The organism is Kitasatospora sp. NPDC029367 (genome assembly GCF_055569135.1).
The window spans coordinates 1-13,997 of the sequence record NZ_JBVHYH010000095.1; the positions used below are offsets into that span (position 1 = coordinate 1).

Below are 13,997 nucleotides of genomic sequence, written 5' to 3' on the forward strand. Positions count from 1 at the left end.
TTTTGGCACGCTGTTGAGTTCTCAAGGAACGGACGCTTCCTTCGGACCGCCTTCCAGCGGGCCCTCCGGGCGCTTCGTTCTTTCGTGTTTCCAGCCTACCAGATGCTTTCCGCTCCGTTTACCGGGGCTTTTTGCATCTGAAATCTGGCGTTAACCCGCCGACTTGCGGCGACTCGCCCAACCATAGCGGGTCGGTTGCCGGAGCGCGAATCGGGGCCCGCCGTGGGTCACCCGGACGGCGGCATGATTTGTTGCTCTCGCGAGCATATACAGCAATGGTCCTGATTCGCCAAGATGCCTGTAGAGTGCGGCGCATCGACCAAGAGGACTAGACCAGTCGCGAGTCGATGTGACGCCGGTCGGTAGACGGGCGGGGCGTGGGTCTTCGCCCGGGAACGTCAACAGATGTCCGAAGTTGACATGATTTAGGCTTCAGTTGATTGTGTGCCGCACCTCGCGGCCGCTCGCTGTATTGCGCACTTGGGAGGCACAACCATGACCATTGTGACGTCGCCGCTGACCGGCCGGGCTGTCGGGCTTGCCAACGTGCCCGACCCGGTGTTCGCGGGCGCGATGGTCGGTCCGGGCACCGCGATCGACCCGGTGCGCGAGCCCACCGAGGCGGTCGCTCCGGTGGACGGCGTCGTGGTCTCCATGCACCCGCACGCCTTCGTGGTGGTGGACGCGGACGGGCACGGTGTGCTGACCCATCTGGGCATCGACACGGTGCAGCTGAACGGCGAGGGCTTCGAACTGCTCGTCAACAAGGGCGACACGGTGACCCGTGGTCAGGCCGTGATCCGGTGGGACCCGGCCGCGGTCGAGGCCGCGGGCAAGTCGCCGATCTCGCCGGTCGTGGCGCTGGAGGCCGCCCCCGACTCCCTGGGTGACCTGGTCGAGTCCGGCGAGGTCCAGGCGGACGACCACCTGTTCAGCTGGAGCTGACCCCTCAACCACCGACACACACCCGCCCCGCAGGAGTTGACGGGGCGACCCGGCACTCAGCGGTTCCCGGCGGGGCCGCTCCTCTCAGCGGAGAAACAGGTACATGGAGAAGACACTGCGCGGCGTGGGTGTCAGCCACGGGGTCGCGATCGGCCAGGTGCGGCACATGGGCACGGCGGTCCTGGAGCCCCCGGCCACCCAGATCCCGACCGAGGACGCCCCCCGCGAGCAGGCTCGTGCCCAGGCGGCCGTCGAGGCGGTCGCGGCCGACCTGATCGCGCGCGGCAACCTGGCCGGCGGTGAGGCGCAGGCCGTGCTGGAGGCCCAGGCGCTGATGGCGCAGGACCCGGAGCTGATGGCCGACGTGTCCCGTCGGATCGCCGTCGGCAGCAGTGCCGAGCGCGGCGTGTACGACGCCTTCGCGGCCTACCGGGCGCTGCTGGCCTCCGCCGGGGAGTACCTGGCCGGGCGGGTCGCCGACCTGGACGACGTGCGCAACCGCATCGTGGCCCGCCTGCTGGGCGTGCCGATGCCGGGCGTGCCGGACAGCGACGAACCGTACGTGCTGTTCGCGCGGGACCTGGCGCCGGCCGACACCGCGCTGCTGGACCCGACGCTGGTGCTCGGCTTCGTGACCGAGGAGGGCGGGCCGACCAGCCACAGCGCCATCCTGGCGCGGGCGATGGGCGTGCCGGCCGTGGTCGCGCTGTCGGGGGCGACGGACGTCGCCGAGGGCACCGTCGTCGCGGTGGACGGCAGCTCGGGCGACGTGCTGCTGGACCCGTCGCAGCAGAAGCAGGACGAGCTGCGGGCCGTCGCCGCCGAGCGCAAGGCCGCGCTGGCCGCCTCCTCCGGCCCGGGGCAGACCTCGGACGGGCACCGGGTACCGCTGCTGGCCAACGTCGGCGGCCCGGCGGACGTGCCGGCCGCGCTGGAGAACGGTGCGGAGGGCGTCGGCCTGTTCCGTACCGAGTTCCTGTTCCTGGACGACTCGGCGAAGGCTCCCGGCGAGGAGAAGCAGGTCGAGGCGTACCGCAAGGTGCTGGAGGCCTTCCCGGAGGGCCGGGTCGTGGTCCGGGTGCTGGACGCGGGCGCGGACAAGCCGCTGGACTTCCTGACCCCGGCCGACGAGCCGAACCCCGCGCTGGGCGTGCGCGGTCTGCGCACCCTGCTGGAGCACCCGGAGGTGCTGCGCACCCAGCTGCGGGCGCTGGCCACGGCGGCCGCGGGCCTGCCGGTGCACCTCGAGGTGATGGCCCCGATGGTGGCCGACCGCAGGGACGCCGCGGCCTTCGCCGCCGCGTGCCGCGAGGCCGGGCTGGACGCCAAGTTCGGTGCGATGGTGGAGATCCCGTCGGCCGCGCTGCGGGCCCGGTCGATCCTCCAGGAGGTCGAGTTCCTGTCGCTGGGGACCAACGACCTGGCTCAGTACACCTTCGCGGCCGACCGTCAGGTCGGTGCGCTGGCCCGGTTGCAGGACCCGTGGCAGCCGGCGCTGCTGGACCTGGTCGCCGCGGCCGCCGAGGCCGCGCAGGCGACCGGAAAGAGCTGCGGCGTGTGCGGTGAGGCCGCGTCCGACCCGCTGCTGGCCGTGGTGCTGACCGGTCTGGGCGTCACCAGCCTCTCCATGGGCTCGGCCTCGATCCCCTACGTGCGGAGCACGCTGGCGAAGTACACGCTGGCGCAGTGCCGCCGGGCGGCCGAGGCGGCCCGGGCCGCGGACAGCGCCGAGGATGCGCGGGCCGCCGCGCAGCAGGTGCTCTCCGGCGAGTAGCAACCGGGAAACGTTGAAGGGGCGCCCCCACCGCAACTGGTGGGGGCGCCCCTTCGGCGTTTCCAGGATCGTTCAGGACTGGCGGTCAGGCCTGGCGGTCGACCCGGAGCTGCTCGAAGAAGCGCAGGTGGTCGAGGTTGTCGACCGAACCGGGATTGACGGCCTGCTCCAGCGGGGTGCCGGAGAGGATCCGCTTGACCGGGACCTCGATGCGCTTGCCGGTCAGCGTGTGCGGCAGGCCGCGGACGGCGATCACCTCGTCCGGGACGTGGCGCGGGGAGAGCTCGGTGCGCAGCGAGGTGCGGATGCGGCCGATGAGGTCCTCGTCGAGTTCGGCGCCGGGGGCGAGGACGACGAACAGCGGCATCCAGTAGCCGCCGTCGGGCTCCTCCAGGCCGATGACCAGGGACTCGGCGATCTCGGGGAGGCGCTCGACCACCTCGTAGATGTCCGAGGAGCCCATCCGGACGCCCTGGCGGTTGAGGGTGGAGTCGGAGCGGCCGTGGATGACGACGGTGCCCCGGGAGGTGACGGTGATCCAGTCGCCGTGGCGCCAGATGCCGGGGTAGGTGTCGAAGTAGCTGTCGTGGTACCGGGTGCCCTCGGGGTCGTTCCAGAAGCCGGTGGGCATTGACGGGATCGGCTTGGTGACGACGAGTTCGCCGACGGTGTCGGTGTGCGGGTGGCCCTGGACGTCCCAGGACTCGACGGCGGCGCCCAGGCAGGGGGCCTGGATCTCGCCGAGGTGTACCGGCAGGGTGGGGACGCCGCCGACGAAGCAGGAGCAGACGTCGGTGCCGCCGCTGACCGAGGCGAGCCACACGTCCTGCTTGACCTCGTCGTAGATCCAGCGGAAGCCGTCCGGCGGGAGCGGGGAGCCGGTGGTGCCGATGCAGCGGACGGCGGAGAGGTCGAGTTCGCGGCCGGGGTGCAGCTCGGCCTTGCGGCTGGCGATGACGTACGCGGCGGAGGTGCCGAGGACGGTGGCGCGGGTGCGGGCGGCGACGGACCACAGGGCGCCGGTGTCGGGGTGGCCGGGGCTGCCGTCGTAGGTGACGATCGTGGCCCCGACCAGGAGGCCGGCCAGCAGGAAGTTCCACATCATCCAGCCGGTGGAGGTGTACCAGAGGAAGCGGTCCTGGGGGCCGAGGTCGAGGTGGAGGCCGGCCTGCTTGAGGTGTTCGACCAGGATGCCGCCCTGGCTCTGGACGATGGCCTTCGGCAGGCCGGTGGTGCCGGAGGAGTAGAGGACCCAGAGCGGGTGGTCGAAGGGGACCGGCTCGAACACCGGCGCCACGTCGTCGGCGACCAGGTCGTCCCACTGGAGGGCGCCCTCGGGGGCCGGGGCGCCGAGCAGCGGGACGTGCACCACGGTGTGCAGGCTGGGGAGTTCGCGGCGCAGCTCGGCGACGACCTCGGTGCGGTCGTGGTCCTTGCCGCCGTAGTGGTAGCCGTCGACGGCGAAGAGGACCGCGGGTTCGATCTGCTGGAGGCGGTCGAGGACGCTGCGGGCGCCGAAGTCGGGGGCGCAGCTGGTCCAGATCGCGCCGACGGCGGCGGTGGCGAGCAGTGCGACGGCGGCCTGCGGGATGTTGGGCAGGTAGGCGCTGACCCGGTCGCCGGGGCGGACGCCGCGGGCGCGCAGGGCGGCGGCCAGCGAGCCGACCTGGCGGCGCAGCTCGGACCAGCTGAGGGCGGCCGGCTGCTCGGTGGTCTCGTCCAGGTGGAGGATGGCCGGGCGGTCCGCGTTGGCGGGGTCCTCGGCGGCGCGCAGGGCGTGCTCGGCGTAGTTGAGGCGGGCGCCGGGGAACCAGCGGGCGCCGGGCATGGCCGGGTCGGCGAGGACGGCCTCGGGGGCCTCGGTGAAGCGGACGTCGAACCACTGGGTGACCGCCGTCCAGAAGCGGTCGAGGTCGGCGGTGGACCAGGCGTGCAGGTCCGCGTAGCGCTGGGCGGCCTGCTGGTCGTCGGCGGCCGGGGCGAGCGGGGCGGCCGGGGCTCCGTGGTGCTCGGCGGCCCAGGCCTGGAAGGCGACCAGGCTGGTGGCGGCGGCGCGAGCGGGGTTGGGGCGCCAGAGCGGCTGGTCCTGGGAAGGGGTGCTCACGGTGGTGGTCTCCCGGCCGGTGGTGGGGACGGGTGAGCTCGTGGCCAACCCGTCCGGTTGGGCTGTCGGTGCAGACCATGCCATGCGAGCGGCCGCTGCGCCAGGGTCGGCCGGGGGTTGCGCCACCCCTCAGCGGGGGGTGAACTCGCCGTCGAACCAGCGGCGCAGGATGCCGTTGTGGAAGTCCCAGACCAGCGCGGTGTCGGCGGTGGCGAGCAGCCAGCCCTCGGTCTCGTCGGTGGGGAGGGAGGGCGGGAGTTCGGCGAGCGGGCGGGCGGGGAGGAGTCCGCAGAGCATGATGAAGCGGCCGTTGGGGTCGGAGGCGGTGTGGATCAGGCGGACGTCGGCGGCGTCGGCCAGGATGCCGGTCTCCTCGGCGAGTTCGCGCACGCAGGCCTGCTGCCAGCTCTCGCCGAAGTCCATGTAGCCGCCGGGGAAGGCGAGTTCGCCGTAGCCGGGTTCGATGGTGCGGCGGATGACGACCAGGGCCGGGTCGGCGTCGGGCCGGGTGACGGGCAGGACGGTGACGGCGATGGGCAGCGGGTTGCGGTAGCTGATCTCGGCGCAGCCGGGGCAGGTACGGGGCCAGGCCTCGGTGCCGGGCGGGTACGGCGTGCCGCAGAAGTGGCAGTGGGAGAACGGCCGGTGGGTGGTGCGGGTCGCTTCGTCGGTGCTCATGGGCGGATGGTAGCCGGGGCTCAGCGGGGGTGGTCGGGGGCGGTGGGGGCTCCGCCGCCCTGGCCGTCCTCGCGGGCGGGGCGGAGCAGGGCGGGGTGCAGCAGCTGGGCGCCCCCGGCGTGGTAGGTGCGGGCGCGGGGGCCGCCGCGGGCGCCGCCGCGCTCGGTGGTGGTGCCGGTGCTCTCGACGAAGCCGGGGACGGAGAGCACCTTGCGGTGGAAGTTGCCGGGGTGGAGCTTCTCGTCCCAGACGGCCTCGTAGACGGCGCGGAGGTCGGGGATGGTGAAGTCGTGGGGCAGGAAGGCGGTGGCGAGCGGGCTGTACTCCAGCTTGGCGCGCACCCGGTCGAGGCCGTCGGCCAGGATGCGGGCGTGGTCGAAGGCGAGCCGGATCGGGTGCGGTGCGACCGGCGGCTGGGGCGCGGTCCGGGGACCGCGGGGCCGGGTCGAGGTCGGCCACCGGGTGCCAGGCGGCGGCCGCGGCGTCCGTGCCGGCCTGCGGGTCGGGCAGGTCCGGGGCGAAGGCCAGGTAGGCGACGGAGACGACGTGCATCCGTGGGTCCCGATCGGGGGCGCCGTAGGTGCCGAGCTGTTCGAGGTGCAGGCGGCAGAGCGCGGCCTCGGCCTCGGAGACGCCCTGGAGGCCGGTCTCCTCGGCGAGCTCGCGGGCGGCGGCCTCGTCGAGGCCCTCCTCCCCCGCCCGCAGGAAGCCGCCGGGCAGCGCCCAGCAGCCCTGGTAGGGCGGGGCGCCGCGTTCGACCAGCAGCACGTGCAGCCGGCCGCGGCGGAGCGTCAGGGCCACCACGTCGACGGTGACGGCGATCGGGGCGTAGGCGCGCGGGTCGTACGCGGCGAGCCACTCCTGCTCGGCCGCGGGCCCGGCGGCGGGTGGGGGGGACGTGTCGTCCGCTGCCATCGCCGGCTCCTCTCCGCGCCCCTGGGGCACCTGGTGCTGTCGTTCTCGGGATGAGCACAACGTAACGACTCCGTTCCCCGGCGGCAAACGGTTTTCCCGGTCGGCGGAGGGCTCCGGCTTCTAGGCTGTGACCAGGAACGACCGCGCCCGAGGAGGCCGAGATGCCCACTGCTCCCCCGCCGGACTTCGCCACGGCGCTGGCGGCCGGCCCGCTGGTCCTGGACGGCGGGATGTCCAACCAGCTGGCCGCCGCGGGGCACGACCTGTCGGACGCGCTCTGGTCGGCGCGGCTGCTCGCGGACGATCCGGACGCGGTGGTGGCGGCGCACCGGGCGTACTTCGCGGCGGGGGCCGACGTCGCGATCACGGCGAGCTACCAGGCGAGCTTCGAGGGCTTCGCCCGGCGCGGGGTGGGGCACGCGGCGGCGGCCCGGCTGCTGGCGAGCAGCGTGGAGCTGGCCCGGGAGGCGGCGCGGGCCGAGCCGGGCGGCCGGCGGCGCTGGGTGGCGGCCTCGGTCGGCCCGTACGGGGCGGTGCTGGCGGACGGTTCGGAGTACCGGGGCCGGTACGGCCTGGACCACGCGGAGCTGATGGCCTTCCACCGGCCGCGGCTGGAGGTGCTGGCGGCGGCCCGGCCGGACGTGCTGGCACTGGAGACGGTGCCGGACGCGGACGAGGCACGGGCGCTGCTGGAGCTGGTGCGCGGACTGGGGGTGCCGGCCTGGTTGTCGTACAGCGTGGCGGACGGCCGGACCAGGGCCGGGCAGCCGCTGGCGGAGGCGTTCGCGCTGGCGGCGGAGGTGGACGAGGTGCTGGCGGTGGGCGTCAACTGCTGCACTCCGCAGGACGCGGACCTGGCGGTGGCGGTGGCCGCGGAGGTGACCGGCAAGCCGGTGGTGGTCTATCCGAACAGCGGGGAGCAGTGGGACCCGGACCGCCGGGACTGGCGCGGGGAGTCGACCTTCCGCTCGGCGCGGGTGGGCGGCTGGCTGGCGGACGGCGCGCGGCTGGTCGGCGGCTGCTGCCGGGTCGGCACCGACGGGATCGCCGCGCTGGCGGCCGAGGTGTCGGTGCGGCGCGGGCTGCTCAGCGGGGTGGAAGGGTAGCGCACGGGCCGGGCGCGGAAGGTTAACACCGGGTCGAGCACGGGTTACCGAGGGGGAAGGTGCACGGACGGACGGCGGCCTGGCAGACTCGTCCCGTCACCCCTGCGGTCGACAATGTCGACCGCCTGTCAGCCCGGAGGTATCCATGCCCGGCCCGATCCAGTCGCTCTCCCGGGCCGCCGCGATCATGCGCCTGCTGGCCGGCGGCGAGCGCCGCCTGGGGCTGTCCGAGGTCGCGACGGCACTGGACCTCGCCAAGGGCACCGCGCACGGGATCCTGCGCACGCTGCAGCAGGAGGGCTTCGTCGAGCAGGACCCGGAGAGCGGCAAGTACCAGCTGGGCGCCGAGCTGCTGCGGCTGGGGCAGAGCTACCTGGACGTGCACGAGCTGCGGGCGCGGGCGCTGGTGTGGGCGGACGACCTGGCCCGGGCGGCCGGGGAGACCGTCTACCTGGGGGTGCTGCACCAGCAGGGCGTGCTGATCGTGCACCACGTGTTCCGGCCCGACGACACCCGGCAAGTGCTGGAGGTCGGCTCGATGCAGCCGCTGCACAGCACCGCGATCGGCAAGGTCCTGGTGGCCTACGACCCGGTCGCGCGCGGGGAGTTGGGCGAGGGACCGTACGAGTCGTACACCGTGCGGACGCTGACCGAGGCGAGCGACCTGGACGCCGAGTGCGCGCTGATCCGCGAGCGCGGCTGGGCGGACTCGATCGAGGAGACCTGGGAGGGCGTGGCCTCGATCGCGGCGCTGATCCAGGACCGGCGGCGCAACCCGGTGGGCGCGGTGTGCATCAACGGGCCGGTGGAGCGGGTCTGCGAGGACGGCTTCGTGAAGCCCTCGCTGGTGGCGTCGGTGCGCAGCGCGGCGCGGGCGATCTCCCGCGATCTGGGCGCCGGGCGGTTCTGAGCAACGCGGTCGATTCGTCACGCTGAGGCGCGGACGGGCGGTGAGCCTGTCCGCGCCTTGGCGTTTTGCCCCGATTCGGGGCACTCCGCTGGGTAACTTCGGGGGACCTTCCGAGGGAAGGGTCACAGCTGCGTAACCCCGCCTTGACGCGGGGCCGACCTGGGGAGGAAGCTTCCGCATGACGGTCGACATTGTCGAACGATGGCCGGGAAGATCACTCCCACAGCGCGCTCACCCGCACAGGGATCGACCGGCCGCCTGCCCCCACCCGCACTTCGGGCCATGACAAGGGAGTCTTTGTGTCCGCCATCTCCAACGGCGACGTCTTCGTCGGCGAAACCCTCGGCACCGCCGCCCTGATACTCCTCGGCGGCGGCGTCTGTGCCGCCGTGACCCTCAAGAAGTCGAAGGCCTTCAACGCCGGCTGGCTGGCGATCACCTTCGGCTGGGGCTTCGCGGTCCTCATCGCCGCCTACATGACCGGGGCCAAGTCCGGCGCCCACCTCAACCCGGCCGTCACCGTCGCCATCGCCGTCAAGACCGGCGAGTGGAGCCAGGTGCCGCTGTACATCGGCTCCCAGCTGCTCGGCGCGATCATCGGCGCCGTCATGGTCTGGCTCGCCTACCTCGGCCAGTTCCAGGCCAACAAGGAGCCCACCCTCGGCATCTTCTCGACCGGGCCCGAGATCCGGAACCCGCTCCAGAACGTGATCACCGAGGTCATCGGCACCTTCGTGCTCTGCATGGCGATCCTCACCCTCGGCACCACCAAGGGCCTGGGCGACAGCGGCATGGGCACCCTGATCGTCGCCCTCACCGTCGTCGGCATCGGCCTCTCCCTCGGTGGCCCGACCGGCTACGCGATCAACCCGGCCCGCGACCTCGGCCCGCGCATCGCCCACACCTTCCTGCCGATCCCGAACAAGGGCGGCTCGGACTGGTCGTACGCCTGGATCCCGGTCGTCGGCCCGCTCCTGGGCGGCCTCGCGGCCGGCGGCGTGTACAACGCCCTGTTCTAAAGGCCCGGTTGGAAACCGCCGAGCACGGGGACTGACCGGACGTACGGGTAACGAACGTCCGTGTCAGGCCCACCCACCCCGTAACCCCCGAACTTGAGCCGAGGACCCTCCACATGACCTCCACTGGCAACTACATCGCCGCGATCGACCAGGGCACCACCTCCAGCCGCTGCATCATCTTCGGCGCCGACGGCCGGATCGTCGCCGTCGACCAGCAGGAGCACCGGCAGATCTTCCCCCAGCCCGGCTACGTCGAGCACGACGCCGCCGAGATCTGGACCCGGGTGCAGTCGGTCGTCCGCGGCGCGCTGGAGAAGGCCGGCCTGACCAAGGACGACATCCGCGCGATCGGCATCACCAACCAGCGCGAGACCACCGTCCTGTGGGACAAGAAGACCGGTGAGCCGGTGCACAACGCGCTGGTGTGGCAGGACACCCGCACCGAGGGCCTCTGCCGCGAGCTGGGCCGCAACGTCGGCCAGGACCGCTTCCGCCGCGAGACCGGCCTCCCGCTGGCCAGCTACTTCGCCGGCCCGAAGATCCGCTGGCTGCTGGACAACGTCGAGGGCCTGCGCGAGCGCGCCGAGGCCGGCGACATCCTGTTCGGCACCATGGACACCTGGGTGATCTGGAACCTCACCGGTGGTGTCAACGGCGGCAAGCACGTCACCGACGTCACCAACGCCAGCCGCACCATGCTGATGAACCTCAAGACCCTCGCCTGGGACGAGAGCATCGCCGAGTCGATGGGCGTGCCGATGGCCGTCCTCCCGGAGATCCGCTCCTCCGCCGAGGTCTACGGCGAGGCCGTCGGCGACCTGGCCGGCGTCCCGGTCGCCTCCGCGCTCGGCGACCAGCAGGCCGCGCTGTTCGGCCAGACCTGCTTCAACGAGGGCGAGGCCAAGTCGACCTACGGCACCGGCACCTTCCTGCTGCTGAACACCGGCGAGAAGATCGTCAACTCGTACCACGGCCTGCTGACCACGGTCGGCTACCGGATCGGCGACCAGGCCCCGGTCTACGCGCTGGAGGGCTCGATCGCCGTCACCGGCTCGCTCGTCCAGTGGCTGCGCGACCAGCTCGGCATCATCTCCACCGCCGCCGAGATCGAGACCCTCGCCAACACCGTCGAGGACAACGGCGGCGCCTACTTCGTCCCGGCCTTCTCCGGCCTGTTCGCCCCGTACTGGCGCTCCGACGCCCGCGGTGTGATCGCCGGTCTGACCCGGTACGTCACCAAGGGCCACCTGGCCCGGGCCGTCCTGGAGGCCACCGCCTGGCAGACCCGCGAGGTCGTCGACGCCATGCAGAAGGACTCCGGGGTCGAGCTCACCGCCCTCAAGGTCGACGGCGGCATGACCAGCAACAACCTGCTCATGCAGAACATCGCCGACGTCCTGAACGCCCCGGTCGAGCGCCCGTACGTGGCCGAGACCACCGCCCTCGGCGCCGCCTACGCGGCCGGTCTCGCCGTCGGCTTCTGGAACGACCTCGACACCCTGCGGGCCAACTGGCACCGCGCCGCCGAGTGGACCCCGCGCATGGACGAGGACACCCGGGAGCGCGAGTACAAGAAGTGGCTCAAGGCCGTGGAGCGCACCATGGGCTGGGTGGAGGAGGAAGAGACCAACTGACCGACCCGCCGGTCGGGGCCCCGTGCCCCGGCCGGCCGCCCGCTGTTCCGGCAACGGGCGCAACCGTGTTTCACCGGCCCGCCGCACCGGGCCGACCGGCCTCTCCAGCAGGGGCCGCACCGCACCCGAGAGGAGTAACGGCGCAGCCGGAACAGCGCGCCGTACACAACCACCATGGCAACCATCCCGACCCTGGGCGCCGAGCGCACCGCCGGCCGCACCGCTTCCCGTGCCGAGACCCGTGAGCTGCTCGGCAAGGCCACCTACGACCTGCTGGTGATCGGGGGCGGCATCCTCGGCACGGCCGTCGCCTGGACCGCGTCCCAGGCCGGCCTGAAGGTCGCCATGGTCGACGCCGGCGACTTCGCCGGTGCCACCTCCAGCGCCTCCTCCAAGCTCGTCCACGGCGGTCTGCGCTACCTGCAGACCGGCGCGGTCAAGCTGGTCGCCGAGAACCACAAGGAGCGCCGCGCGCTCTCCACCGACGTGGCCCCGCACCTGGTCAACCCGCTGACCTTCTTCGTGCCGGTCTACAAGGGCGGCCCGCACGGCGCGGCCAAGCTCGGCGCCGGCGTGTTCCTGTACTCGGCGCTGTCCGCCTTCCGCGACGGCATGGGCCGGGTCTCCACCGCCGCGCACGCCGCCCAGCAGGTGCCCGCGCTGCGCACCGAGGGCCTGCGCTCGGTGGCCGTCTACGGCGACCACCAGATGAACGACTCGCGCGTCGCGGTGATGACCGTGCGCGCCGCCGTCGACGCCGGCGCCGTGGTGCTCAACCACGCCGAGGTCACCGGCCTGCGCTTCACCGGCGGCCGGGTCACCGGCGCCGAGCTGCGCGACCGCCTGGACGGCAGCGAGTTCGGCGTGAACGCCCGCCTGGTGCTCAACGCCACCGGCCCGTGGGTCGACCACCTGCGCACCATGGAGGACGCCGGCGCCGCGCCGTCGATCCGCCTCTCCAAGGGCGCCCACGTCGTCGTCAAGCGCCGCTCGCCGTGGCGCGCCGCGCTGACCATCCCGATCGACAAGTACCGCGTCTCCTTCGCCATCCCGTGGGAGGACCACGTCCTCCTCGGCACCACCGACGAGGAGTACACCGGCGACCCGAAGGACGTCCGGGCCACCGAGGCGGACATCGACCAGATCATGGGCGAGGCCGCGCACGCGATCCGCGACGAGCACCTCGACCGCGACCTGATCACCTACTCCTTCGCCGGCCTGCGCGTGCTGCCCGGCGGCCCGGGTGACACCGCCGCCGCCAAGCGCGAGACCGTCGTCACCGAGGGCCGCGGCGGCATGCTGTCGGTCTCCGGCGGCAAGTGGACCACCTACCGGCACATCGGCCGCGCGGTGCTGGAGAAGCTGGCGCACGTGCCCGGCACCGGCCTCGCCGAGGACATGTCCCCGATCGCCCCGACCGTCCCGCTGCCGGGCGTCGGCGCGCCGAACGCCGTCGCGCACCGCCTGCTGATCGACCGCGAGCCGGGCTCGCGGATGGAGCCGCTGGTCGCCAAGCACCTGGCCAGCCACTACGGCACCCTGTCCTTCGACATCGCCCGCATGATCGACGAGAACCCGGAGCTCGGCCGGCCGATCCACGAGGACGGCCCGGACGTCTGGGCGCAGGTCGCCTACGCGGCCGAGAACGAGTGGGCGTACACGGCGGACGACGTGCTGCGCCGCCGCACCACCATGACGGTGCGCGGGCTGGACACCCCGGAGATCCGGGACGAGGTCGAGGCCTTCCTCGCGAAGCGTGGGAACAAGTAAGTAACTGCGGTACGGCGGGCGGGCGTTCGGGGTTTCCCGGACGCCCGCCGGCTTTTTCACACCACGGCGCCCGCCTTGACCACGTGCCGGAGGTGCCGTTCCGGGCGGGTCAGCACGGTGAGGTCGGCCAGCGGGTCGCCGTCGACGACCAGCAGGTCCGCGTGCGCGCCCGGGGCGAGGGTGCCGATCTCCCCCGCCAGGCCGAGCAGCCGGGCCGCCGTGGTGGTCGCCGAGCGGAGCACGTCGAGGGCCGGCTGGACCTGGGCGCGCAGGGTGAACTCCTCCAGCTGGGCGTGGTGCAGCGGGCCGAGCAGATCGCTGCCGTAAACCAGGTTGACGCCCGCGCGGTGGGCGAGCTCCAGGGCCTCCAGGCCGCGGTCGCGGACCTCGGCGAGCTTGGCCAGGGAGGCCGGCGGCAGGCCGGAGGCGGCGCCGAGCTTCGCGGTCCGCTCGTAGGCGACCAGGGTGGGGACCAGGAAGGCGTCCTTCTCCAGCAGCAGCTTGACGGTGGTGTCGTCCAGCAGGTTGCCGTGTTCGACGCAGCGCACGCCGGCCCGCAGGGCGCGGTCGATCGCGCGCGGATGGTAGGCGTGCACGGTGACGTAGCGGTTGTGGTTCTCGGCCTCCTGGACGGCCGCCCGGATCTCCTCCTCGCTGTACTGGACCGCGGCGATCTCGTCGTGCGGGGAGGCGACGCCGCCGGAGAGCAGCACCTTGAGGTGCCGGGCACCCTTGCGGAACTCGTCCCGGGCGGCGGCGCGCACCGCGTCCACGCCGTCGGCGATCCGGCCGAAGTGGGGGCGGGCCTCGCAGCAGGGCAGCGAGTCGTCGCCGAGCGGGCGCAGGTCGCCGTGGCCGCCGGTCTGGGAGAGCGCCTTGCCGCCGTGCAGCAGGCGCGGGCCGGAGACGAGGCCCTCGGCCAGGGCGCGGGCCATGCCGTGGTCGGCGCCGCCGACGTCGCGGACGGTGGTGAAGCCGCGGCGCAGCATGGCCGGGCGGACGGCGGCGGTCGTGCTGGCGGCGCGCGAGGGGCTGCTGGCCCGTACGGCGGCCGGCGGCGAGGCGGCCGAGGAGCTGCTGGCGGCCACCACCGCGGTGCTCTCCGGACTGCTCGGAAACTGACCGCAACGCCGCAGGGGCGG

11 protein-coding genes and 1 pseudogene are annotated in these 13,997 nt (G+C 73.1%); 8 read left to right on the forward strand and 4 right to left on the reverse strand.

The genetic code is table 11. The features are described from left to right. The first annotated feature begins 495 nt into the window (after positions 1-495). Positions 496-945: a PTS sugar transporter subunit IIA gene (locus tag ACZ4W5_RS34065; RefSeq protein ID WP_360243477.1), complete on the forward strand. Its 450-nt coding sequence runs from the start codon at positions 496-498 to the stop codon at positions 943-945. A gap of 103 nt (positions 946-1,048) precedes the next feature. Beyond that, on the forward strand, positions 1,049-2,719 hold the full coding sequence (gene ptsP / locus ACZ4W5_RS34070) for a phosphoenolpyruvate--protein phosphotransferase (RefSeq protein WP_465658909.1): 1,671 nt from the start codon (positions 1,049-1,051) through the stop codon (positions 2,717-2,719). 85 nt (positions 2,720-2,804) lie between these two features. Here ptsP and ACZ4W5_RS34075 read toward each other — a convergent pair whose 3' ends face one another. From ACZ4W5_RS34075 to ACZ4W5_RS34085, 3 genes and pseudogenes are all read right to left on the reverse strand, one after another. Continuing rightward, the gene (locus ACZ4W5_RS34075; RefSeq protein ID WP_465658910.1) at positions 2,805-4,907 is read right to left on the reverse strand and encodes an acetoacetate--CoA ligase; all 2,103 of its coding nucleotides are present in this window, start codon (positions 4,905-4,907) and stop codon (positions 2,805-2,807) included. Positions 4,908-4,952: 45 nt separating this feature from the next. After that, positions 4,953-5,501, reverse strand: a complete 549-nt coding sequence (locus tag ACZ4W5_RS34080) for an NUDIX domain-containing protein (RefSeq protein ID WP_465658912.1) — start codon at positions 5,499-5,501, stop codon at positions 4,953-4,955. 20 nt (positions 5,502-5,521) lie between these two features. Then, positions 5,522-6,416: pseudogene (locus ACZ4W5_RS34085) on the reverse strand (NUDIX hydrolase). Between the two features lie 161 nt (positions 6,417-6,577). Here ACZ4W5_RS34085 and mmuM point away from each other — a divergent pair. From mmuM to ACZ4W5_RS34110, 5 genes are all read left to right on the forward strand, one after another. Continuing rightward, positions 6,578-7,522, forward strand: coding sequence for a homocysteine S-methyltransferase (gene mmuM / locus ACZ4W5_RS34090; protein ID WP_402489908.1), 945 nt, complete (start codon positions 6,578-6,580; stop codon positions 7,520-7,522). Between the two features lie 145 nt (positions 7,523-7,667). Continuing rightward, entirely contained in the window at positions 7,668-8,432 is a 765-nt protein-coding gene (locus ACZ4W5_RS34095; RefSeq protein ID WP_360243495.1) for an IclR family transcriptional regulator, read from the forward strand. Between the two features lie 308 nt (positions 8,433-8,740). Further along, a complete protein-coding gene (locus ACZ4W5_RS34100) occupies positions 8,741-9,451 on the forward strand; it encodes an MIP/aquaporin family protein (RefSeq protein ID WP_402490057.1) in 711 nt (236 codons plus the stop codon). A gap of 113 nt (positions 9,452-9,564) precedes the next feature. Then, positions 9,565-11,085, forward strand: coding sequence for a glycerol kinase GlpK (glpK, locus tag ACZ4W5_RS34105; RefSeq protein ID WP_465658914.1), 1,521 nt, complete (start codon positions 9,565-9,567; stop codon positions 11,083-11,085). A gap of 174 nt (positions 11,086-11,259) precedes the next feature. Next, the gene (locus ACZ4W5_RS34110; RefSeq protein ID WP_360243501.1) at positions 11,260-12,855 is read left to right on the forward strand and encodes a glycerol-3-phosphate dehydrogenase/oxidase; all 1,596 of its coding nucleotides are present in this window, start codon (positions 11,260-11,262) and stop codon (positions 12,853-12,855) included. A 56-nt stretch (positions 12,856-12,911) separates the two neighbouring features. On the opposite strand, the gene ACZ4W5_RS34115 is transcribed toward ACZ4W5_RS34110, so the two are convergent. Then, on the reverse strand, positions 12,912-13,844 hold the full coding sequence (locus ACZ4W5_RS34115; protein ID WP_465658916.1) for a metal-dependent hydrolase family protein: 933 nt from the start codon (positions 13,842-13,844) through the stop codon (positions 12,912-12,914). Between ACZ4W5_RS34115 and ACZ4W5_RS34120 the strand changes: the two genes are divergently transcribed. Continuing rightward, entirely contained in the window at positions 13,843-13,977 is a 135-nt protein-coding gene (locus ACZ4W5_RS34120; protein WP_465658918.1) for a hypothetical protein, read from the forward strand. The genes ACZ4W5_RS34115 and ACZ4W5_RS34120 overlap by 2 nt on opposite strands. Positions 13,978-13,997: the final 20 nt, after the last annotated feature.

Bases quoted from the DNA above. Each gene is read 5' to 3' on its own strand.
- ACZ4W5_RS34065 (WP_360243477.1), top strand. From the start codon at position 496: ATGACCATTGTGACGTCGCCGCTGACCGGCCGGGCTGTCGGGCTTGCC.
- ptsP (WP_465658909.1), top strand. From the start codon at position 1,049: ATGGAGAAGACACTGCGCGGCGTGGGTGTCAGCCACGGGGTCGCGATC.
- ACZ4W5_RS34075 (WP_465658910.1), bottom strand. From the start codon at position 4,907: ATGGCATGGTCTGCACCGACAGCCCAACCGGACGGGTTGGCCACGAGC.
- ACZ4W5_RS34080 (WP_465658912.1), bottom strand. From the start codon at position 5,501: ATGAGCACCGACGAAGCGACCCGCACCACCCACCGGCCGTTCTCCCAC.
- mmuM (WP_402489908.1), top strand. From the start codon at position 6,578: ATGCCCACTGCTCCCCCGCCGGACTTCGCCACGGCGCTGGCGGCCGGC.
- ACZ4W5_RS34095 (WP_360243495.1), top strand. From the start codon at position 7,668: ATGCCCGGCCCGATCCAGTCGCTCTCCCGGGCCGCCGCGATCATGCGC.
- glpK (WP_465658914.1), top strand. From the start codon at position 9,565: ATGACCTCCACTGGCAACTACATCGCCGCGATCGACCAGGGCACCACC.
- ACZ4W5_RS34110 (WP_360243501.1), top strand. From the start codon at position 11,260: ATGGCAACCATCCCGACCCTGGGCGCCGAGCGCACCGCCGGCCGCACC.
- ACZ4W5_RS34120 (WP_465658918.1), top strand. From the start codon at position 13,843: ATGGCCGGGCGGACGGCGGCGGTCGTGCTGGCGGCGCGCGAGGGGCTG.
- ACZ4W5_RS34115 (WP_465658916.1), bottom strand. From the start codon at position 13,844: ATGCTGCGCCGCGGCTTCACCACCGTCCGCGACGTCGGCGGCGCCGAC.